This window comes from Streptomyces sp. NPDC002133 (genome assembly GCF_040296405.1).
Classification (GTDB): Bacteria; Actinomycetota; Actinomycetes; order Streptomycetales; family Streptomycetaceae; genus Streptomyces.
Genome location: NZ_JBEOXF010000067.1, coordinates 19,368 through 40,533, shown reverse-complemented (window position 1 = coordinate 40,533; position 21,166 = coordinate 19,368). Strand labels below are relative to the sequence as shown.

The 21,166-nt window shown below is 68.3% G+C and carries 16 protein-coding genes and 2 pseudogenes; 6 read left to right on the top strand and 12 right to left on the bottom strand.

Annotated elements, in window-relative coordinates; all coding sequences use genetic code 11:
- Positions 1 to 155: 155 nt before the first annotated feature.
- Together ABT078_RS36380 and ABT078_RS36375 are read left to right on the top strand one after the other, a co-directional pair.
- Positions 156 to 509 carry a carboxymuconolactone decarboxylase family protein gene (locus ABT078_RS36380; RefSeq protein ID WP_351235588.1) on the top strand — a complete coding sequence of 118 codons (354 nt, stop codon included), beginning with the start codon at positions 156 to 158 and terminating at the stop codon, positions 507 to 509.
- A gap of 1,349 nt (positions 510 to 1,858) precedes the next feature.
- On the top strand, positions 1,859 to 2,797 hold the full coding sequence (locus tag ABT078_RS36375) for a LysR family transcriptional regulator (protein WP_351235586.1): 939 nt from the start codon (positions 1,859 to 1,861) through the stop codon (positions 2,795 to 2,797).
- Positions 2,798 to 2,864: 67 nt separating this feature from the next.
- Here the strand turns inward: ABT078_RS36375 and ABT078_RS36370 are convergent, their stop codons facing one another.
- From ABT078_RS36370 to ABT078_RS36350, 5 genes and pseudogenes are all read right to left on the bottom strand, one after another.
- A complete protein-coding gene (locus ABT078_RS36370; RefSeq protein WP_351235584.1) occupies positions 2,865 to 4,304 on the bottom strand; it encodes a dihydrolipoyl dehydrogenase family protein in 1,440 nt (479 codons plus the stop codon).
- Between the two features lie 490 nt (positions 4,305 to 4,794).
- Positions 4,795 to 5,597, bottom strand: a pseudogene (locus ABT078_RS36365) (transposase).
- Positions 5,598 to 5,884: 287 nt separating this feature from the next.
- Positions 5,885 to 6,418, bottom strand: a complete 534-nt coding sequence (locus ABT078_RS36360) for a hypothetical protein (protein WP_351235582.1) — start codon at positions 6,416 to 6,418, stop codon at positions 5,885 to 5,887.
- Between the two features lie 155 nt (positions 6,419 to 6,573).
- Positions 6,574 to 6,900 (bottom strand): annotated as a pseudogene (locus ABT078_RS36355) (hypothetical protein); the annotation flags it as partial.
- 156 nt (positions 6,901 to 7,056) lie between these two features.
- On the bottom strand, positions 7,057 to 7,524 hold the full coding sequence (locus ABT078_RS36350) for an IS5 family transposase (protein ID WP_351235593.1): 468 nt from the start codon (positions 7,522 to 7,524) through the stop codon (positions 7,057 to 7,059).
- Positions 7,525 to 8,029: 505 nt separating this feature from the next.
- On the opposite strand from ABT078_RS36350, the gene ABT078_RS36345 reads away from it, so the two are divergent.
- The gene (locus ABT078_RS36345; protein WP_351235580.1) at positions 8,030 to 8,503 is read left to right on the top strand and encodes a VOC family protein; all 474 of its coding nucleotides are present in this window, start codon (positions 8,030 to 8,032) and stop codon (positions 8,501 to 8,503) included.
- A gap of 903 nt (positions 8,504 to 9,406) precedes the next feature.
- Here the strand turns inward: ABT078_RS36345 and ABT078_RS36335 are convergent.
- Positions 9,407 to 10,366: a LysR family transcriptional regulator gene (locus ABT078_RS36335; protein ID WP_351235576.1), complete on the bottom strand. Its 960-nt coding sequence runs from the start codon at positions 10,364 to 10,366 to the stop codon at positions 9,407 to 9,409.
- 151 nt (positions 10,367 to 10,517) lie between these two features.
- Here ABT078_RS36335 and ABT078_RS36330 point away from each other — a divergent pair, with 151 nt between their 5' ends.
- Positions 10,518 to 11,534 (top strand): DMT family transporter, encoded by a 1,017-nt coding sequence (locus ABT078_RS36330; RefSeq protein ID WP_351235573.1) that lies wholly within the window; start codon positions 10,518 to 10,520, stop codon positions 11,532 to 11,534.
- A 698-nt stretch (positions 11,535 to 12,232) separates the two neighbouring features.
- Positions 12,233 to 12,511, top strand: coding sequence for a hypothetical protein (locus ABT078_RS36325; RefSeq protein WP_351235591.1), 279 nt, complete (start codon positions 12,233 to 12,235; stop codon positions 12,509 to 12,511).
- A 111-nt stretch (positions 12,512 to 12,622) separates the two neighbouring features.
- On the opposite strand, the gene ABT078_RS36320 is transcribed toward ABT078_RS36325, so the two are convergent.
- Genes ABT078_RS36320 through ABT078_RS36310 form a run of 3 tightly spaced genes read right to left on the bottom strand, consistent with a single transcriptional unit; the run spans position 12,623 to position 15,502 of the window.
- Positions 12,623 to 13,852, bottom strand: a complete 1,230-nt coding sequence (locus tag ABT078_RS36320) for a cytochrome P450 (RefSeq protein ID WP_351235571.1) — start codon at positions 13,850 to 13,852, stop codon at positions 12,623 to 12,625.
- Between the two features lie 38 nt (positions 13,853 to 13,890).
- The gene (locus tag ABT078_RS36315) at positions 13,891 to 15,285 is read right to left on the bottom strand and encodes an NAD(P)/FAD-dependent oxidoreductase (protein ID WP_351235569.1); all 1,395 of its coding nucleotides are present in this window, start codon (positions 15,283 to 15,285) and stop codon (positions 13,891 to 13,893) included.
- Positions 15,275 to 15,502 (bottom strand): ferredoxin, encoded by a 228-nt coding sequence (locus ABT078_RS36310; RefSeq protein ID WP_351235567.1) that lies wholly within the window; start codon positions 15,500 to 15,502, stop codon positions 15,275 to 15,277. The genes ABT078_RS36315 and ABT078_RS36310 overlap by 11 nt, the downstream gene beginning before the upstream one ends.
- Positions 15,503 to 16,794: 1,292 nt before the next feature.
- Between ABT078_RS36310 and ABT078_RS36305 the strand changes: the two genes are divergently transcribed.
- Positions 16,795 to 16,923 (top strand): hypothetical protein, encoded by a 129-nt coding sequence (locus ABT078_RS36305; RefSeq protein ID WP_351235565.1) that lies wholly within the window; start codon positions 16,795 to 16,797, stop codon positions 16,921 to 16,923.
- 184 nt (positions 16,924 to 17,107) lie between these two features.
- Here the strand turns inward: ABT078_RS36305 and ABT078_RS36300 are convergent, their stop codons facing one another.
- The 3 genes from ABT078_RS36300 to ABT078_RS36290 all read right to left on the bottom strand — a co-directional run bounded on the left by ABT078_RS36300 (position 17,108) and on the right by ABT078_RS36290 (position 21,044).
- Complete coding sequence (locus ABT078_RS36300; RefSeq protein WP_351235562.1) at positions 17,108 to 18,577, bottom strand: aldehyde dehydrogenase; 1,470 nt, start codon at positions 18,575 to 18,577, stop codon at positions 17,108 to 17,110.
- Between the two features lie 41 nt (positions 18,578 to 18,618).
- Positions 18,619 to 19,716, bottom strand: coding sequence for an NAD(P)-dependent alcohol dehydrogenase (locus tag ABT078_RS36295; protein ID WP_351235560.1), 1,098 nt, complete (start codon positions 19,714 to 19,716; stop codon positions 18,619 to 18,621).
- A 365-nt stretch (positions 19,717 to 20,081) separates the two neighbouring features.
- Entirely contained in the window at positions 20,082 to 21,044 is a 963-nt protein-coding gene (locus tag ABT078_RS36290) for an alpha/beta fold hydrolase (protein ID WP_351235558.1), read from the bottom strand.
- Positions 21,045 to 21,166: the final 122 nt, after the last annotated feature.

Sequence of the window (21,166 nt, the reverse complement as noted above, 5' to 3'; positions counted from 1 at the left end):
GGGTCACCGGCGCCACCTGGGACGTCGACGGCGGCGTCAGGGCCGGACGCAACAAATACTGACCGGCTCTCCCCCTTCTTTTCAGCACATACGGAACCAGCCGCGGGACACCCCGTCCTCCCGCACCCCCACGGCCGACCGCACAGGAGCACACCGTGGCCTACCACGAGCACACCGACCACCAGTACGCCAAGCACATCCGCGCCGGCGCCCCCGAGGCCTTCAAAACATTCATGGCCTTCGACAACGAGGTACTGCGCGGCAGCACCAAGGTCATCCCGCCCAAGTACACCGAACTCATGGCCGTGGCCGTGGCACTGACCACCCAGTGCGCGTACTGCATCGAGGCACACACCAACGCCGCACACTCCGCGGGCGCGACCCAGCAGGAACTGGCAGAGACCGTCATGATCACCGCCGCCCTGCGCGCAGGCGGCGGCTACGCCCACGGCTTCATGGCCATGAAGTTCTTCGACCAGGCCGACAAGAGCAGCACCGACACCCCGTGACCTGATGCGACGACCGTCGCCGGACACACCGTACGGGCCCGCCCGGCGGCGGCCTGGGACTTCGTCGCCGGATATGGGCGGGCAGATCGCCGCGCGCCGGTCGGGGGCCGGCGAAAGGGACCGGAAACCCGCGCGAAGCTCTTGTGCAAAGAGATACGGCTGTCCCCAAACGAGTATCCGGTCTTGATACACCCGTCGAAGGCGCCGGGCCGTCAGCTACGCACGGACGATCTCACCGCCGCCCGAGATGCCCCTCAGCGGCACTCGTATCGCGCACCGGCCGGCGAGGCAGGAATTCATCAATCAGGCGCAATGCGACCAGCCCCGGACCCGGGGTGGCAGACTCGCTGCTCCGGTGGCCGGTCGGACGCCGGGCGTTCCGTCGCAGCACGCTTCGGCGCCGCTCCTTCCCGAAGAACGCGGTGCCAGTGCGGCCTCGTCAAGGCTGCGTCAATGCAGTTGCGCCGCCCGTCAGTACACCCGCGACCAGGCAGCGACGCCGGTCACCGCGGGTCGGACTTGCCAGAGCAAGCATCTTGATTGCCCCTGCGGCAGTCCCCGGATGCCCTGCCGGGCGACGGAATGGCCGTGCGGCCTGAGCCGGCGCGTCGGGTATGTCCGGTCTGTGTGCCTCAGGTCCTGTCGTGCTCACCGACATCGCCGAAGTCCCTTGTCCGGGCCCGGATCCGGGGCGGGAAGTACGGCGATCCGGCTTGTGTGGGAGACGGCATCGCTGACGCGCGGGCTGGAGAGGGCGCCGGACGCACCCCGGTGATGCGGACTGAGCGCGACGAGATCCACACCGGTCTCCTCGGCGGCCTAGGAGATTGATGACATCGGGCGCTTGCCCGGCCAGGGTGTGGACGGTCTCGCCATAGGCTCCGACTCCCAGCTCAACGGAGAGCACCGAGTGCCTCCTCGAGAATTTCGTGGCCTTGGGAGTCGTCTTCCAGTCGTACGACCGTGTCCCAGGCGACCGCCGACGCGGCAACGTGTACGACGTGGACCCTGGCATCGGTCAATTGGGCCATCCCGCCGGTCGCTGCGCACTGCGGAGTGGCGAGCCAGGCTCGGGTCGACGGCTACGACAATGCTCTGGACCTCGACGAGGGCAGCCGCGTCGGTTTCGCAGTCGCCAGTGGTGAAGGTACGGGGCGGCGCGTTGTCGGGCTTAGTGCCTCATGAGCCTCAGGGGGTTGGCTCGGGGCGTCGGCCCGGGGCCTCGGATCTGACCGGTTCCCGAATGTCCGGGGAACGCCGCAGACTGTAGGGCGGTCCGCACCGCTCCGGTAGTGGATCGGGGTGAATATGGACATAACGGGTGGCTATGGCGAGGAGGCGAGAGAGTCGTGAACATCGAGGCGCTGCGATACGCCCAGACAGTCTCCCGGACGAAGTCCTTCAGTGCCGCCGCACGGGCTTACGGGGTGACGCAACCGGCCCTGTCGAGCGGCGTCGCGCGGCTGGAGGAGGAGCTCGGCGTGAAGCTCTTCGACCGCTCACCGCGCGGGGTCAGGCCCACCGAGCACGGCACACGGATCCTGCCCCTGATCGACCACGTCCTCGGTTCCCTCGACACGCTCACCGCCGAGGCTCAACGGCTGGCCAGTCCGGTCACCGAAACGATCCGCATGGGTGTGTCACCCCTGATCGGGGCCGAACTCGTCGCCCGCGCCTTCAATGCCGCCCGCACCCTGAAGCGCCCGCGTGACCTTGTTCTGCGGGAAGCGGACCTCGACCCCCTACGCGCCGACCTGGAGGCGGGCCGGCTGGACATCGTGCTCGTCCCCGCCGTGCCCGGCATGCCCACACTGCGGCACCATGTCATCGCCCGTGAACCGGTGGTCGTGATCGACCCCGACGCATCCGGGGACGACAGCCCGGTCGAACTCAAGGCCGTAGCGGACGCCGCGTACATCCTCGGGCCCCCCACCTGCGGACTGACGACCTACACCACCCAACTCTTCCACGGCCACGACCTGGCGCTGCGTACCTACCCTGGTGAAGCCGCCAGCTTCCGGGCGGTGGACGAATGGGCAGCGATGGGCCTGGGTGCAGCACTCCTGCCTCGCTCCAAGGTCACACACGAGCACACGAGCTGCCGCCCCCTCCTCCAGGCTGGGACACCCCTCGAGATCGCCTACGAGGCCGTCTGGGACTGCGACACCCCTCTTGGAGCCGACCTGGAGGAGTTGGTCACGGCGCTCACCGTGACCGGAGAGGCCCCACTGGTCGGGCTCGACACGGCATCCCGAGGGGCGGGAGATCAGCCAGGTGCGGTCGCCTGACTCGCATGCACATGGGATGAATGAACGACGGGAGAAACGACCTCTGGCCGTACTGCGAACCGCTGGCCTACCCACGATAGGTTTCCAGCAGCCGCAGCCAGACCTCGCTGATCGTGGGGAAGGCGGGGACGGCGTGCCAGAGTCGTTCGACCGGCGCTTCGGTGGTGACCGCGATGGTTGCCGAGTGCAGCAGTTCTGCGACGCCTGGGCCGACGAAGGTGACCCCCGCCACGGTGCCGCGGTCGGTGTCCACCAGCATGCGAGCCTTGCCGCGGTACCCCTTCGCGTACTGGACGGCGCCGTCGACGCTGCCGATGTCGTAGTCCACCACCTTGACCCTGCGTCCGGTGCGCTCCGCGTCCTGTGTGGTCAGGCCGACAGCGGCGACCTCGGGGTCGGTGAAGATCACCTGCGGTACGGCCTCGCTGTCGGCGGTGGCGACGTGTGCGCCCCATTTGCTGTCGTCCACCGGCTCACCGTGGGTGCGGGCTCCGATCACGGCGCCCGCGATCCGGGCCTGGTACTTGCCCTGGTGCGTCAGCAGGGCGCGGTGATTGACATCACCGACGGCGTAGAGCCATCCGTCCGGGACGGCGGTGACCTGGAAGGTGTCGTCGACGGTCAGCCAGTCGCCGGGGGCGAGACCGATGGTTTCCAGACCGATGTCGCCGGTACGCGGGGCCCGGCCTGTCGCGAACAGAATCTCGTCCGCGGTCAGCTGCCCGCCGTCCGCCAGGGTGATGCGTGCCTCCCCGTCGGCTCCTCCCTCTCGTGTCACGGACGTGACGGAGGCTCCGAATCGCAGGTCGACGCCCGCCTCGCGCAATGCGTCCGCGACCATCTCGCCGGCGAACGGCTCCATGCGGGGAATCAGCCCGCTGCCGCGGACCAGCATGGTCACCTGGGCGCCGAGCGCACGCCAGGCGGTGGCCATTTCGACGGCCACCACACCGCCGCCGACCACGGCGAGACGACCGGGCACCCGATCGGCGCTGGTCGCCTCACGGTTGGTCCAGGGACGAATGTCGTCCAGATGGGGGAGGTCCGGCATTGCCGGGCCGGTGCCGGTGCAGACGGCGACCGCGTGCCGGGCACTGAGCCGCACGCTCTCGCCGTCGGGGGTGGTCACCACGACCTGGCGGGGGCCGTCGAGGCGCCCGTGGCCGCGTACGAGGTCGACAGAGACCGACTCCAGCCAGGCGACGTGGTTGTCGTCCTGCCAGCGCCTGACGATGTCGTCGCGGTGCGCGAGTACGGCTGCCACGTCCAGGGGCCCGTCCACCGCCCGTCTCAGTCCCGGCACCCGGAGGGCGTCGGCGCGTGCCAGCACCGGCCGCAGCAGCGCCTTGCTGGGCTCGCACGCCCAGAACGAACACTCGCCGCCGAGCAGCTCGCTCTCCACGATGACGGTACTGAGCCCCGCAGCACGGGTCCGGTCGGCCACGTTCTCGCCCACGGGGCCCGCGCCGATGACGACGACGTCGTAGGTGCGGTGGGTGTCGTTCACAGCTGTTTCCTGTGTCCTTCTCGGGTTTCGCGGGCTTGGATTTCAGGGGAGGGTGCGCGCGGTTGTCCAGGCCCACCTCCCCGCGGCCGCGGTGCTCGGCCGTTCCGGCCGGCCTGGGGGAGCGAAGGCTGTCAGCCCCGCCGGGAGCTGCGGCTTCACCGGATCACTGCGGTTCGATAGGGCAGATGGCCTGAAACGCCCAGCCGTTGCCGTCCGGTCGCTGAAGGTGACCGCATGGCGAACTCCGCGCGGGTGGTTTTGATGTCGGAGACCATTCACCTTCATAGATTCGGGCTCCGCAACCCGATCTGTCCCAGTTGAGCAAGTGCCGGCCCGGCACTTGATTCGACACCCGTCAAATAGGCGACGGTGATGTCTGCGTCGATTTGCCACGCCCGAAGAGGAGCTGAAGGTGGCCAAGGTATGGCTGTCTCGTAAATGATCTTCGCCCTGGTGAAGGCGAGACCGCCCGGGTGAGCGGGCGGTGCGCCTATCCGGCGCGAGCGAAGTTGTGCAGGCGGGCGATCCCGAGCATGGCGTGATGGACACCGTCGCCCCTGAGGCGGCAGTCGCGCAGAATCTTCCAGCCCTTCATGCGGGCGAAGGTGTGCTCAACGCGGGCCCTCACCTGCCTGTGCGACCGGTTGTGCTCCCTCTTCCAGTCCGGGAGTTCCTCGCCCTTGCGACGGCGGTGCGGAATGACCAGTCCGGTCCCTTGATAGCCGCCGTCGGCGATGGTCGTCGCCTTGCCGACGGCGGCCTTGGCCCGAACTCCTCCCAACCGCCGGAGTCGTGCCGGTTCCCCGGAACGGGCCGGCCGACCACCACGACGAGGCGGGTATCTGCGTCGATGACCACCTGATGGCCTGTGGAACAGCGGTAGTTCTTCGACTGCTTGGCGACAGTGTGGTCCCAGGTGGGGACCAGCGTGCCGTCGACGATGAGCACGGCGTCCTGGCGGAACCGCTTGTGTGGATGCAGCGCGAGCGTCGGCCCGAGGTTGGTCGATGATCCGATCCGCTGCGGACTTCGAGACCCCGAACAATGGGTCGGGCTGGCGCATCGTCAAGTTCATGCGCCAGAAGGCCGCGACCAGTAGGAGCCGGTCCTCCAATGGCAGACCCCACGACGTCCCCGTCGCACGGCATCCGCGCCCTCGCGGCGCAGTGCGGTCACCAACTTCCCGAAGCAGCGCGGGCTCAGCCCGGTGAAAGTGGCAACCCCTTCGGCTGCATCGACATCCACGCCGCCCCTGCGGCCGCACGACAGGACAACGACCGCGTGAGCGATCATCCCGCACCCGCACACCCGCACGTACGGAATTGAGCAGCGGAGTCGCCGCAGGATTCAAAGACGCTCTTTTGCGTGCTCATGGCAACAACATGGGCCTTCTGCACACGGCCCCCTCGCGTCCGACTGGCTATCGGGCTCACTCGCACCAAGCACATACGACGTCCTCCGGACGGGCACCCGCGCCCATTTTCCCGGCCCCGGGGTGAGTCCGACAGGCTTCGGGATGAGTGGTTGACCGGGAAAGTCGGGCGATTTATCGGGTCCACTCTGTCTGCGTATGCGATGGACTACCAACGGAACATGGGGAGTGGATGGAGCGGGTGCCGCGTGATGTGCCGGGTCGCCTCGCGCAGCAGGAAGCGATGGAACCCGCAGTAGGGCAGTGCCTCGGTGATCTCATCGACCTCCCGGCGTCCGAGACCGCTGCGGAGATGACCTCGCATGACGTCGATCCGGTCGGCCTTGCGAAAGGCCTCGACCAGCGGATCGTGCACGGGGCGCAGCTTGTGGTGCAGTTCCACCATCTTGATGACCCGCGGCAGGTCTGCCACCTCGGCCTCGCCGGCATGCTCGCGCGCCAGCTCCACCGAGGGCGCCAGGTAGTCGAAGGTGCGTGCGGTCCAGATCCCCAGGTCGTGCACTGCCCAGGCGAGCGCCTGGTCGTTCGAGACCGCTTTGCGCCCGAGCAGTCGCCGCTGGTAGTTGAGGCCGCGGTAGACATGGTTGCGATAGGTGTCCAGGTCCGGGCCGATCTGGAGGCGGTAGTGCGCCAGCACGGCTTCGACCACGGGATGTGACGTGACAACGGGGTCATCCGGCATGACCACAACCCTAACGCAGGGTGCGGACCGGCCTGTTCCCGACCGGATCGGGAACAGGCGGATTGTCCGACGGCCCGCGGTCGCCTACAAACGAGGACGCCCGTGGCCGACTGGGCGGCGCTGCTGGATGCATCAGCGTCCCAAGGCGTGTTTTGGAAGTCGCTGGTCTGCCTGGTTGGCCGCCCGGGAAAGTCGCGGGCGGCCAACCAATGGATGAGGTCGCCGGCGATGTGGCCGATGCGGGCTTGCGTGGTGACCTCCTGCTGGCGGCGGGTGGCGTCGCAGAGGACGACCTCGTAGCCGCCTTCGTCCAGGACCGCCACGGAGGCGAACCAGGCCGGGTCGTCTTCATCGGGCCGGATGACGACGAAGGTGCTGTCCGAGCCGTTGAGCTCATCGATCAGGATGAACAGCGCGTCCTCGGAGGGGTCGTCGACGTGGACGCCGTTCTCGCTGTCCGCGCAGTAGTACGTGGCCCCCAGCAGAGTTTTCCCTTGCCGACACGCTGGACTGGCACCGTGGTCAGCATGGCATGCAGGGCCGACACCGCCGGCACGATCGCGACCATTTGTTGATCGCGGCGACGTGGACGGTGTCTTCGAAGCGGACGGGGCCGTCACCGCACTGCCCGGCGGTGATCAGAGGCGATAACGGCCGCCGGCCCTGCTCGCAGGCCAGATGGATCTTGGTGGTGAAGCCGCTCCGGGACCGTCCCAGGCCGTGATCGTCGGGCTCGGTGCGGACGCCGCCCGGCGGCTCTTTCTGGCCCTGCCCTCGCGGCGAGCACCTGCCGCGTGCTGGTGGGCCTGGCAGACCGTGGAATCGAAGTTGACCTCCCAGGTGATCAGCCCATCGGCGCGAGCCTGCAACCTGGTCAGCATCACGGACCAGACACCATCGCGCTGCCAACGGCGAAAGAGCCCGTAGACCGTGTGCCACGGCCCGTACTCCGCCGGCAGATCCAGCCACGGGGCACCGGTCCGCACCCGCCACCGGATCCCGTCAATCAGCTTCCGCCGACACAGTGATGGTCTGCCGACCGGCGCAACCGGCAACAACGGCTCCTGCTCTGCCCATTGGTCGTCTGAGAGATCCCCACGCCCCACACCGAGATCATCACGGAGCGGCGCGCGGCACGGAGTCCAGTTCTGAACACGCCTTGGGCCCGGCCGAACTTCGCGCACCACTGCCGGATCGTCTCGTACGAGACGATCACCCGCGGGCGAGCATCAGTTTCTCGACCTCGCAGAAGACCTGAGGATCGTCCCAGGTACTCGGCTCATCAACCAAGGCGACAGTGCCCACGGGGCAATACCTGCTGCACCACGCCTCAGGACGCTACCCGCCTCGGTATAGCAGCCCGATCAATACCCGGCGAGAACGGAAGGACGGGGCTGTTCCTTCAGAATGCGCACCAGCCACGCTGGAGGCACGCTGGAAGGGCGCGTTCAGGGCGCCTTCTTGGGCCTCCTTACCAGTGGTGATGCCCAATCTGCGGCGCGGCGACGGGGACGTCGTCGCCATCTCTTTGAGAGGTGGCGAATTGAGTGACCCCTCCTGCTCGGCTGATAACGCACGCGGAGCCCGAACCCATGAAGGGGGAGTGAAAAGATGGATCTGAAGCTCGAAGTCATCGTTCTGCCCGTCTCCGACGTGGATCGGGCCAAGAGTTTCTACGCGGCTGTGGGATTCCGCCTGGACGTCGACAACGTGTTCAGTGACGACTACCGATTGGTGCACTTCACGCCGCCCGGCTCCGGGTGCTCGATCATCTTCGGCAAGGGAATGATCTCAGCCGCCCCCGGCTCGACCCAGGGCCTGTACCTCATCGTCTCGGACGTCGAGCAGGCCCGCGCGGAGCTCGTCGGCCGTGGCATCAAGGTGAGCGAAGTGTTCCACGACGCAGGCGGGCTTCTCCACCACGGCCACGAGGGCGGAGACGCCGTCCACCGCGACGCAGGCCAGGAGCGGATTTCCGGCCCACACCCCGACCGCACCTCCTATGCCTCCTACGCCACCTTCAGCGACCCGGACGGCAATGGCTGGGTACTTCAGGAGATCACAGAACGCCAGCCTGGCCGGTGACACTACGCCACGCACCCAAGGAAGGAATATGTTCGACGATCCAGCGGTGTCGCACAGGACCAGTGGAGGGCTCTTCCCCAGTCTTTTGGGTGGCGCAGCCACCGAACAGGTCCACTCGCTCGCATGTTCAACTGTAGGGGTGGGGTAATCACAGCAAGTCTCGTCAGTATGGCAAGGCTTTATATCCAGAAAGGCCGGTCGCCATGAACTGCTTTGACTGCGCTACTAACGCGCTTCGACCGGTACAGGCTGTCGCTGTAGCCGCTTGTGCCCGGTGCGGGGCCGGGATGTGCCGAACGCATGTGCATATCACCAGCGATCCGCTTCCTGGCGTGCCCAACCCCCCGCCCAGGCCCGAAGCCAGACGACTGACGTGCGACGTCTGCCATACAGCGGAGCGTGCGGCCGCCGGTCTTGCCTGAGCGGCCCTGCGCGGGTCACCCACCCCTCGGGACCTCAGCGCGATCACATAGCCGCACGATTCTGGAGCAATCACCATATTTGTACCGGATTGCGGCACGGTGCTCGAAACTGATATTCGAACATGCGTATTATTCCGGTCGTGGTCGATGCCTTCCCTCACGGCCTGATCGACGCCTGCCCAGGCGCGCGCCGAGTGGGCAATGGAGACTTTGGGGGCCGGCCCGGCGAGGCCCACCCTCACACGGGCGTCGCACCGACGGCCGGGAGCCCAGTCCCGGCTACACCCGCCTGGACCCGTGACACGCACCAGTGCCGCTGCCGCAGCCGGCCCAGCGTGTCTGTCCGGTCTCACGGACGGTCACCGACGCCGCCGTGACCCTGACGGCCAGCGGCAACCCGAGGGTGTCCACCACGATGTGCCACTTGCGGCCAGGGACACCGTGCCGGCGGACGCTTCGCCGCGCAAGCGCCACGGCGCCGTCAGCCGCCGGCCTCCTGCAGCGTCGCCGTACTGTCGGCCGCCGCCTGCTGCAGGAGCTCCCCGAGGTGGCGGATGTCGGGGCGCCGGGACGTGCCGCTCCGGCTGACGGTGTAGACGGTGCGGGACACGGGGTGCAGGAGGGGATGCAGACTGATCGGCCCCGGCGACGCGTCCGGGAGCGCCATCCGGGGCAGGAGCGCCGCTCCCGCGCCTGCGGCAACCAGCGCCGCCAGTACCGCGAAGTCGCTGCTGCGGGACCGGATGGCCGGGACGAACCCCGCCGCACCGCAGGCACGCTGGATCATCTCGTAACAGGACGTCTCCTGACCCGGCGTGAGCCACGAGCTGCCGGAAAGCCGCGCGAGGTCCACGATCTCCCCGGGCGCGATGCCCATGCGGGCGGCCTGGTCGGGGTGGAGCGCCAAGAGGACGGGTTCCTCGAGGAGCTTGGTCTGCTCGCATCCGGCGGGGACGTCCCGCGGCAGCACCGTGTACCCGTGGACGACGGCCAGATCGACGTCCCTGCGGCGCAACGCCTCCAGCGCCGGGCCAGGCTCCAGCTCGACGAGCTCCAAGGTGAGCGAGGCGCCGACGTCCTCGCCCTCGCCCTCGGTGAGGAGGCGCTGCCACACGGGAGCAATCAGCGTGCGGGCCGCGGAGGGGAAGGCGGCGACGCGGACCATGCCGCGCCCACCACCCCGGATCGCCTCCAGATCGGACTCGGCTGCGGCCAGGTCGCTCAGCACGATGTCCGCGTGCGAAACCAGCAGCTCACCGACAGGGGTCAGGCGCAGGGTGCGACCCCGCTTCTCCACGACGGGCAGGCCCACTTCCCGTTCCAGCGTCGCGAGTTGCTGGGAAATGGCGGGAGCGGTCAGATGCAGCGCCTGCGCCGCTGCCGCGACCGTGCCGTAGGTGGACAGGTACTGCAGGATGCGGAGTCGCCTCACGTCGAGCATGAAGAAATCCTTATATATCGGACCCGAACAATCAAGCCGGGCCCTCCTCGTCCTTGATGCCGCGCTGCCCCTTTATGATTCACGTCTACTTTACGATCAAGGAAGAACAACTAACTGGACCTTTTGCTTTTCGCGGCGCATCGTGAGAGACGTGAACGCACACATCGGCTCCCGCAGCTTCCTCGCCCTGCTGGGCGTCGTCGTGCTCTGGGCCTCGGCATTCCCGGCCATCCGCGTCGGGGTCGACGGCCTGGGGGTGGCGGCGCTGTCCTTCCTGCGGCTGGCCATCGCCGCCGTCGCATTGGCGGTGGTCGCGCCGTTCCTCGGGGTCCGGCGCCCCCGGCCCAGGGACCTACCGCTGATCGGGCTCGCCGGCGCAACCGGCATGACCGCCTACCAGGTACTGCTCAACTGGGGCGAGGTCCATGTCTCCGCGGGCACCGCGAGCATGCTGATCTCCATCGCTCCCGTCTTCAGCGTGCTGCTGGGCAAGACGTTCCTGTCCGAACCGGTGACGCGCCATGTGGCCATCGGCAGTGGCGTCGCCATCGGCGGTTCCGTGATCGTCGCGCTCGCAGGCGGCTCTGCGGGTTTCTCCGCCGGCGCGCTCGTGGTCCTCGCGGCCGCCGTCGTGCAGGGCGTGTACCACGTCGTCTCCAAGCCCCTCCTGCGCCGCTACAGCGGCATGGAGGTCGCCACGTACGCGATGGCGGCGGGCACCGCCCTTGCTCTGCCGCTGCTGCCGGCGACCCTGCGTGCCGTCGCCGATGCCCCGGCGGGAGCGCTCATATCGGTGGTGTACCTCGGGCTTCTGCCGTCCGCCCTGGGATTCGTCATCTGGGGCTACGCCGTGGCCCGGCTCCCACTGAGCGTCTCCACGGCCGCCCTGTACCTGGTGCCGCCGGTCGCACTCATCGTCTCCTTCGTCTGGCTGTCCGAGGTTCCCCGCCCCCTGGAGGTGGCAGGCGGCATCGTCATCATCAGCGGCGTGGTGCTGATCAACCGCAGGTCGTCCGCGATCACGCGTGCACAGCACACTCCGTCCTCCGTGGAGCCCCAGGCGGATTCCGCCTCGGCGCCCGGCCGGCCCACCGGTACGACTTCGCGCGCCGGACCACGCAACGCTCCCGCCCCCCGCAGCCGCGGAGTTCGCCAACGACGGCGTTGAACAGGCACCACCGCAGCAAGGCCATGAGTTCCGACACCAGCACACCTACGACGAGGCAGCGAATCCAGCCCGACGCCCCCTGGGCCGACACCCGCGGCGCGAGCAAGGCGAGCGCCAAGAGCAGCACGACGACGGTGAAATCGTCGATCACCAGCACGGACACGCTGAAGTATCCTTCGGGGGCCACAGCCCATCCCGGGACGACTGCCCCCTCGACCAGCCATCGCACGGTCCGGTCCTCGTGACGCACCAGGCAGAGGTCGCTCCGTACTGGTACTCCAGCCGGATTTCTGTATTTCTCCTGTTCAACGGCCTGGTGCTTGGGAGCGTTGCGGGGTGTGGCAGGGTCGGGACGGTCTTGGGCAGGCCGTCCCACCAAAGTCCGCCCGCGCCGCATGTAATGACAACGTTCCGAGCAGTCCGTTGTCGTGATCCGCCTCCACCGCCCTGGCCGGGGGAGCTCGGCGAGTACGAGGTGAGCCGGGTAGCCGGTGCCGGCCTCGTACTCCACCTGAGCGAGCGCCGCAGCAGGGGCGATGCGCAGTCGCCCCGCCACCACGGCTGGCCGCCCTGCTTCGCCTTCTGCTTCTTCGCTCGGCCGTCCCTGTTGTCGCCGGCCGGGCGGCCGCCATCGGTGAGGCGGACCTGACCGAGGTCGGCGCACGACGGCGAGCGCTGCCCATCGGCCACGCGCCCGGATTCACCACAGTGGCGCTGAGTACGTCGGTTCCGAGGTGTCGGCGCCGGTGTACCGGCAGGGCACCATCGGTGCGGCGAAGGAGTGTCCGGAGGCGACAAGCGACCGCCCGGTACCTCGCCGCCTCGCCCGCGCTCCAGACGGTCGGCGGCCGGGCCTTCAGTGTGATTGCAACCTGATACGTGCGCGGGGTGTCCACCCGCCGGGTCGAGGGGATGGCAAAGGGCCTGGGGTCGCGCAGCTGTCGAAGTCCCAAGTCTTCGCGCTCGTACAGCAGTAGGACGGCCAACTCGACAGCAGGCGTAACCGGCCGCTGGACGCCACCCTGTCCCCGCTCGCACCGACCGCCCCTCACCAGACAGCTTTGCTCGGGACGCCACTTCCGTTGTGCTCAGACTGTGAAGCCCTCGATCGCCACGGGAAGGTGGCGAGGGCCGCGCAGCACGGCGTTGGCGCGGTACGGAGGCGGGTCCTCCAGCAGTCGGAAATTCTTGACCCGTCGGAACAGTTCGGGCAGAGCGAGTTGCGCTTCGATCCGGGCGAGTGCCGCGCCGAAGCAGTAGTGGATGCCGGTGTAGAAGCCCAGGTGCTCGTTGTCCTTGCGGTCGGGATCGAACCGGTCGGGGTTCTCGAAGCGTTTGGGGTCGCGGTTGGCCGCGGCCAGCATGAGCCAGATCGGTGAGCCCTTGGGGATGGTGACGCCGACGAGGTCGATGTCGGCCAGTGCGACGTTGATGGGGACGAACTGGACCGGGGGCTCGTACCGCAGCACTTCTTCGACGAGGGGGACGGCCAGGCCCGGATCGTTCTGGAACCGCTGGAGGACGTCAGGGTGGCGCAGCAGGGTGAGGGTCGCGTTGGTGATCAGGTTGACGGTGGTCTCGTGGCCGGCGACCAGGAGCAGGATCGCGGTGGCCACCAGATCCCCCGGTGTCATGCTGCCGCCGGGGCCGGTTTCGGGGGCGAGGGCGCTGAGGATCCCGGGGCCGGGGTGGCGGCGTTTGGTGTCGATCAGGTCCGCTAGGTAGGCGCCCAGCTCCTGGCGTGCCTGCTGGCTCTTCTCCTGGCCGGCGCCGCCGTGCTGGGGATCGATGCCGGACGCCACGGCATCGGCCAAGCCGTGGAAGCGCGGTTCGTCGTCGCGCGGCACGCCGAGGACCTTGCAGATCGCTGTGACGGGAAGGGGGTAGGCGAAGTCGTCGACGATGTCGACCTGGTCCTTGCCTTCGAAGGCGTCGAGCAGCTCGGCGACGACTGTGGCCAGCTCTCCGCGCAGGGAGTCGAGGAACCTGGGGCTGTGCGGGGGGCCGAACGGCCGGTTCGCGGTGGCGCGCAGCCGGTCGTGTTCGGGCGGGTCGGTGAGGATGAAGCTCGGCGGCAGGACGGTGTCGGTGTCCTCCTCCGACTGCGCTGGGCGGGTGTAGCCGGGCGGGCGGTTGCGCGGGTCCTGGCTCAGCCGCGGGTCGTTGGCCAGACTCCGCACCTCGTAGTACGTGCTGACCAGATATGTGCCGTCGTCCTCCCGCCTGACTGGTGTCTTGCGCAGCTCCGCGTAGAGCGGGTACGGATCAGCTCGATTGCCGTAGTCGAGGATCTGCGCGGACAGGGAACCGAGCGTCATGGTGTCTCCTGGGGCTCCGGGGCGGTCAGGGCCGGCGATCAGGCACGCGACGGAATGAACTCGACGCGCCGCTCGCTCGGTGAGTGACCCGTCAGCGTGACGGTGGCCCCGTGGGTGGGCAGGTGGGGGTCGGGGAAGGCCGGCTCGACAGGCTGCAAAGTCTCGGTTCGGCGATCGACCAGGCGGTACTCCGGCGGGAACGGTGCACGGGTTGCGATCTGCTCCTGGTAGAACCCCAGCCGCTTGGCTCCGTTGAAGGAGGCTGCGGCGATGACACGGCCGCGGTACCCGTACACCGCGACGAACCGTTCCTCGGCGAGCGTCCCTTGGGCGACGACCAGCTGGTCGCCCAGCGAGGGAACACCCACGGACTTGATGTTGACGCCGAACTGCGAAGACCAGAACATCGGCAGCCACAGGTGAGGACGGCGCTCGGGGCCTGAGCAGATCATGTTGTGGGCGGCGATCTCGGCCTGTTCGACCGCGTTGCCCCAGTGCTCCAGGGACAGGAACTGGTACTCGAACAGTGGGTGGGGACTGCGTGCGACATCACCGGCGGCGTAGAGGTCGTCGGTGACGATGCCGTTGACGTCGAACACCCGGCACCCGGCGTCGCACGCGATCCCCCGGGGACCCGCGGCCACCCCGGAGCCGGCGAGCCATTCGGTGTTCCGGATGGCGCCGAGTGAGACGACCGCCACCCCCACGTCGATCGCTGAACCGTCGGACAGATGGGCGCGCCTGAGACGTCCGCCGTAGTCGCCCTCAAGTGCGGTGACGCTGATGCCGCAGCGCAGGTCGACTCCGTACCTTCGCTGCAGCCGTTCTGCGACCGCGCCGATCACGCCGCCGAGCGCGCCCACCAGCGGTGCCGGGCCGCGTTCGGCGACCGTGACCTCAAGACCCAGCTCCCGGCAGGCGGAGGCGACTTCGCAGCCCGTGAAGCCGGCGCCGATCACCAGTACCCGGGACGGGCTGCCGGTGAGCTTCCGGTACAGGCGTGCGGAGTCGTCGCGGGTGCGCAGCACGAACACCCCGTCCAGCGCTGCCTGTTCCGGGTGGAACCAGGGCCGCGCTCTGGTCCCGGTGGTAATCAGCAGGCGGTCGTAGGAAACGGTGTCGCCGTTGGCCAGGCGTACCTGCCTGGCGTCCCGGTCCAGGCCCTCGGCGGCGACACCGAGACGCCATTCGGCATCGATGTCGCGCCGCCGCGGAAGCGTGGTGTCCTCGGCCCGCGCCCGCCCGAGCAACGCCTGCTTGGACAGCGGCGGCCGGTCGTAGGGCTCGTACGGCTCGTCGCCGATCATGGTCAAGGATCCGGTGAAGCCCTTGTCGCGCAAGGTCTCCGCCGCGCGCAGTCCGGCCAGCGAGGCGCCGACGACAACGATGCGGCCGTTCCGCCGCAGCACCTCGACGTCCGTGTCAGCCGACATGGGGCTCCACCCCCTTCGTCGGCACATCGGAGTAGTCGGCAAGGATGGCCTGGACCGGGCAGGCGGCCGCAGCCTGTTCCACCCGGTCGCGCTGTGCCTCGTCGAAGCGAGGGGAGAAGCGCAGCGCCTCATCGCCGTGCAGGGCGAACACGTCCGGAGCGAGAAAGACGCACTGCGCGAATCCCTGGCACCGGTTGAGATCGACAACAAGCCTCATCTGGAACCCGCTCCCTGCACGGGCCGCGGTAGCCACGGGCTCCGCGGCTGTCTGCGCTCGGTCCATTCGGTTGGTGGGCATGCCTCCCTTTCAGGATCAACCCCACCGGAGAGAGCTCGCAAGACGACGTGGTGCTGGGCGACCCGATGCGCACACGCCTGGTCCGCCACAGGATGGCGAATCGGACCAGGAACCGATCGAAGCGAGTGGTGGTGTGGGATGGACGCTACCGAAAGGTTCTGACCTCCCTGGAAGATCTGCCGGTCGGCCTCGGCGCCCGGCTGATCACATGGCGGCATCACCTGCACGCGCACCCGGAACTGCCGAATCGCGAGGAGCACACGGTGGCCTATGTCGCCGAACGCCTGTGCGAGGCTCCGCGCGGCCGGCTTTCTCGTCGGCGCCGGCAGCAGGCCTGGTCATGTCGAGTCCGGAGCCGCTGGAGGCAGGGGGGTGAGAGAGCAGCGGGGTGAGCCGGGTGGCGACGACGGGGGCGAGGGCCTCGGTGTGGGCGTCGGTGGTGTGGCTGTCGTCGCGGTACACGAGGACGTTGCCCACGGCGACGAGGCAGGTGCCTTTGGGGGCGCAGAGCCAGGGCTTCGGGTCCGTGATCGCCTCCGCGGCCGGCTCGGTTCCTTCTGCCAGCCCAGCTCGAATCGACTGTCATCGGGAAGCAGCCAGCCGACGACCGCGGGCATAGCCGCCTCTGGTGCCTTCTGCTCCTCAGCAGTGACCGCCCGAGGGGGCTGAGTGCGCCATCCCGTCACTTCGGAACGGTCGGCCGATGTTTCGCGCGGTGACCGGTGGGTGTCCGTACCGGCGATGAGCGCCGGCTGGATCTCACCGGGGATCTCCGAGGGTGCCCCGGCCTTCAGGCTGGGGAGGAATCGGACTCCTGCGGAGCAGGGCAGGGAACGGGGGTTCGCCGTTAGGGCGAAACGCCGCCCACTCGATCGGTAGGCTGCACGCCGTGCGTAGCGAGAACCAAGCACGCGCGACGTGTTGAGCGAGTGTCAAGCCAGCACACCGACTCCGAACTTCATACATCCGTGCTGGTTCCAACCGGTCTGGTGCTGATCCTGAAAGAGCTGACGGGTCGCTGACCTGCAGCCGACGTGAGCCAGGAATCCTCCTCGTTCACGACTCCGTTGGGAAAGGGACGAACCGCTGCCCATGGGGGTCGCTATGACTCACGGACCCGCAGGTCAAGTGATCCACTCCCAGCCAGAGTGAGAGCCAGGATGTCCGCCCTGTCCATTTGCCAGCGGAGTCGTGAACGAGGGGAGGGTTCAATGAAGGTGACCGCCGTGGACCACTCCGGTGCGTCGCTCATGGAGACGGTCACCCGGGCTTGCCGGATCGGCTGCCCGGAGTACTGGTGCGCCTTCGTTCCGGCGTGGCCGCACTGGTGGGCCGGGTAGTCCGCAAGCGGGCACGACGAGGGTGCGGGCCGGCCTGTGGGCAGGCCCACACCCTCGTCGTGTCGGCCGTGCAGGTGCACGGTCGGCTCGTCTGTCCGGCCGGCGGTGGTCGATTGGGAGTCGATGGAGCGCCGGGCCGTCGGCGAGCCGCTGACTTCGATGGGGGTGGGTCGACTTGGCCTGCTTACAGGTAGATGGAGTGCTGCTGCTGGTAGTGGGTCAGGCCCTCGGGTCCCAGCTCGCGTCCCATGCCGCTGGCCTTTATCCCGCCGTAGGGCGCGCCGAAGTCGGGTAGGTAGTGGTTGATGCCGATGGTGCCGGTCTGCACTTGCTTGGCGACTCGCTCGGCGCGTTCGGGATCGGTTGACCAGACGGTTCCGCCCAGGCCGAACTGGGAGTCGTTGGCGATTCGGATCGCTTCGTCGTCGTCTTCGTAGGCGATGATCGACAGGACCGGGCCGAAGATTTCCTCCTGGGCGATGACCGAGGCGTTGTCGACGTCGGCGAAGATGGTCGGCTCGACGAACCAGCCGTGGTCGATGTCGGGTCGTCGGCCGCCCGTTACGAGTGTCGCGCCGTCGGAGATGCCTCGTTCGATGTAGGACTCGACGGTGGCGCGGTGTGCGGCGCTGACCATCGGGCCGATCTGGGTGGCCGGGTCGAGTGCGTCGCCCACGGTGGACCCTTCGGCGAGTGTCTTGTAGAAGTCGACGACTTCGGCGTAGCGGCGTCGGGGCGCCAGGATGCGTGTGCTGGCGAAGCATGTCTGCCCGTTGTTGAGCAGTGAGGCGATGAAGAGTGCCTCGGCGTTCGACGCGAGGTCCGCGTCGTCGAGGATGAGTGCGGCCGACTTCCCGCCCAGTTCCAAGGTCACGGGACGCAGCAACTGCCCCGCACGCCCCGCGATCTCCCGGCCCACGGCGGTGGAGCCGGTGAAGGAGATCTTGTCGACGCCGGGATGGCCGACCAGGTAAGCACCCAGGCTGTCGCCGCCGGTGAGGATGTTGATCACGCCGGCCGGGATGCCCGCTGCGGCGACGGCCTCTGCCAGCAGGGCGAAGTCCAGCTGGGTCTCCGAGGACGGCTTGACCACCACAGTGTTGCCGGCGGCCAGCGCTGGAGCCAGTTTGAAGAAGGTCAGCGTCTGCGGGAAGTTCCAGGGCACGATCGCGGCGACCACGCCCAGCGGGGTCCGGTGGACCAGGGATGTTCCGCCCAGGATGCCGGGGCGGCGTTCCTCGGTGGGTGTCTGCTCCAGCAGTGTCGCGTAGTACCGCAGCACTCCCGCCGGCACCGCGGCCTCGAAGTTGATGGAGACCGAGTACGGCATGCCGTTCTGGCCGCTGACCCGCCGGGCCATCTCCTCCTTGCGGGCGTCCAGTTGGTCGGCCAGCCGCTGCAGGGCGCTGGCGCGCTCGGCCGGCTGCCAGGTGGCCCAGCCGGTGGGATCGGCGAACGCACGGCGTGCGGCGGCGACTGCCGTGTCGGCATCCTCGAACGTGCTGAGCGGGACTCGTCCGATGACCCGCCCCGTGCTGGCGGACGTCACGGAGATCTCCTCCGAGGAGGAGGGCTTGCGCCACTGTCCGTCGATGTACAAGGAGTCGTAGGTCAGGGTGTCGTTCGTTGCGTCCGGTTGTGCTGTGTCGGTCATGCGTGGGTCTTCCTCGTCGATGAGCATGGTTGTGGGCGGGTTCAGAAGACGACGACGGGCTTGAGGGTGGTGCCGATCTCGCTGTCCTCGAAGGCCGTGTTGATGTCGGTGAAGGGGTACGTCTTGATGAGCTTGTCGAACGGGAACTGGCCGTCCTGATAGAGGGAGATGAGGCGCGGGATGAACGTGTGCGGGACCACGTCTCCCTCGATGACCATGCTGATCTTGGCGCCCGTGAGGATGGTGCTGCCGATGTCGATGGTCGCTTCGGTGCCCGGCGCGGCCAGACCCACGAGAGCGGCGTGGCCACGGGAGCCGAGCGAGTCCAGCATGGACCGGAAGACCTCCCGGTTTCCGGTTGTGTCGACGGCGTAGTCCACGCCGCCGCCGGTTATTTCCTTGATGAGCGCCGCTGCGTTCTTTGTGCGGCTGTTGATGACGTGGGTGGCGCCGAGCTCCCTCGCCAGGTCCAGTCGGCTGTCGACGATGTCCACGGCGATGATGGTCGAACAGTTCGCCACCCGGGCCGCAAGGAGGGCGGACATCCCCACCGCGCCGGCTCCGAAGACGACGAAGCTGCTGCCGGCTTCGGTGTCCAGGACGTTGAGGACGGCTCCTGCGCCGGTTTGCACGCTGCATCCCAGCGGCGCGAGCACCTCGAGCGGCGCCGTCGGTGGGACCTTGACGACGCTGCGCTCGACGACGTTGCTGACCGAGGAGAAGGACGACTGGCCGAAGATGTGGGAACCGACCTGCTCTCCGTTGTCGGAGAACGCCGTGGTCCCGTCCGCGCGGCGGCCGGAGAAGTTGAGTCCGAAGAACTGTGTGCAGTAGGCGGGATGCCCGTTCGCGCACGATTCACAGGTTCCGCACGTGGAGAAGCTGAGCAGAACGTGGTCGCCGGGCTCTACCGTGGTGACGCCCGGTCCTACCTTCTCGACCACCCCGGCCCCCTCGTGGCCGAGTACGGCGGGCATCGGGGTCGGGTAGACCTCGTTCCGGACGACGGCGTCGGTGTGGCAGATACCGCTGGCCACCATCCTTACCTGGACTTCTCCCGGTCCGGGCTCCTGGAGATCCAGTTCCTTGATCGCGAGGGGTCTCCCCTTGCCGGTCGCGACCGCTGCGGTGACCTTCATGGACATGCTCCTTCGGAATTTCGAGGTGAATGTGTACAGAGCCTGGTGATTTCGCTTGTTGCGCAAAGTGGTGCGGCGTCTCGAGAACAGTCAGCAGACGATGCGGTGGTGCGGCGGGCACGAGGGCCGGTTTGAGCGTCGAACCCCCGCCCCTGCCGGCCCGGTCGCCCAAGGTCTGCAGCGGGGCGGCGTCGCACGGGGGAGCACCGGCCGCCTGCCCGGGCCCCGCACGGCTGCGGCACCGGGTGCATGACTCGTGTGCGGCGGACCTGCCGGAATCCGCCGTCACGGCGGCGGGGTGGTCCCTTTCCGGGTGCGGAAGGGGGGCCACCCCCCAGGTGTCGCGGGAGTGCCGCTGTTGCGGGTTACGCCTTGGTGTATCCGCCGTTCCACCAGTCGGTGACCAGGGAGGCGTAGCCGGTGGCGTCTTCTTCCCAGGTGAAGTGGCCGACGTTGAGGTAGTCGAGTCTGCTGTGCGGGAGGTGCTTGTGGAGGTATTCGGCGTTGGCGGGCGGGACGGCGGTGTCGTGCCGACCGGCGATGATCTGCACGGGTGTCTTGATGTCGGGCCGGAGTTCGCCGAGGGCGGGGAGGTTGGTGTGGTAGGACCGGACGTAGGCCATGGATTCGACGAATTTGTCGTCTTCGTAGGCCGACAGGTAGTCCTCGCGTATGTCGGCGGGCAGGGTGTGGTTCTCGATGGTGTCCAGTGCGCCGCTGACCACCTGTCGTCCGATGCCCCGATAGGGGGTGATGTCGGGGGTGAACACCCAGTCGCGGAGTACGGTGCCGAGTTGGATGGGGAATGCGGCGCCGCCGCTGCCGATGACCACGCTGCGCAGTCGGCCGGGGTGTGCGGCGGCTGCGAACAGCAGGGCTCCGGTGCCGATGTCGGGTCCGACGGCATGGGGGTTCTTCAGGCCGAACGCATCGGCGATCTTGATGACGAAGTCGCCCATCGCCTTGGGTGACAGCAGGGTCTCCCGGCGTTCGGAGTGTCCGAAGCCGGGGAGGTCGATTGCGATGAGGCGGGTGTTCCTGGCCAGGTGGGGCCACATCTGGTCGAAGGCGAACAGACTTTCCGGCCAGGGGCACAGAAGCAGTGCCTCCCTGCCGCCCTTGTCCGCCGGGCCGCTGTCCGCGTAGCGGATGGACAGCCCGTCGACGGTGCGGTGGCGCGGCTGAATGACCGCTCGGGACGAACCGCCCCGGGCCGCCGTTCCCCGTTCCGCCGCCGACGCCGTACCCGTCAGCCCGATGCCCGCCGCCGCACCGGCCAAGGCCCCACCCAACATCGAGCGCCGGGGTACACCGCTTCCGTTCTGCATAACGCCTCCTTCGAAACGACTGACAGGTTCAATATGACCGACCGTCTTACCTACGTCAATGGCTTGTCGGATGGCGAACGCGCCACTGGCCCGCGCTGCGCCGGCGCCGCAGGCTCGATCGG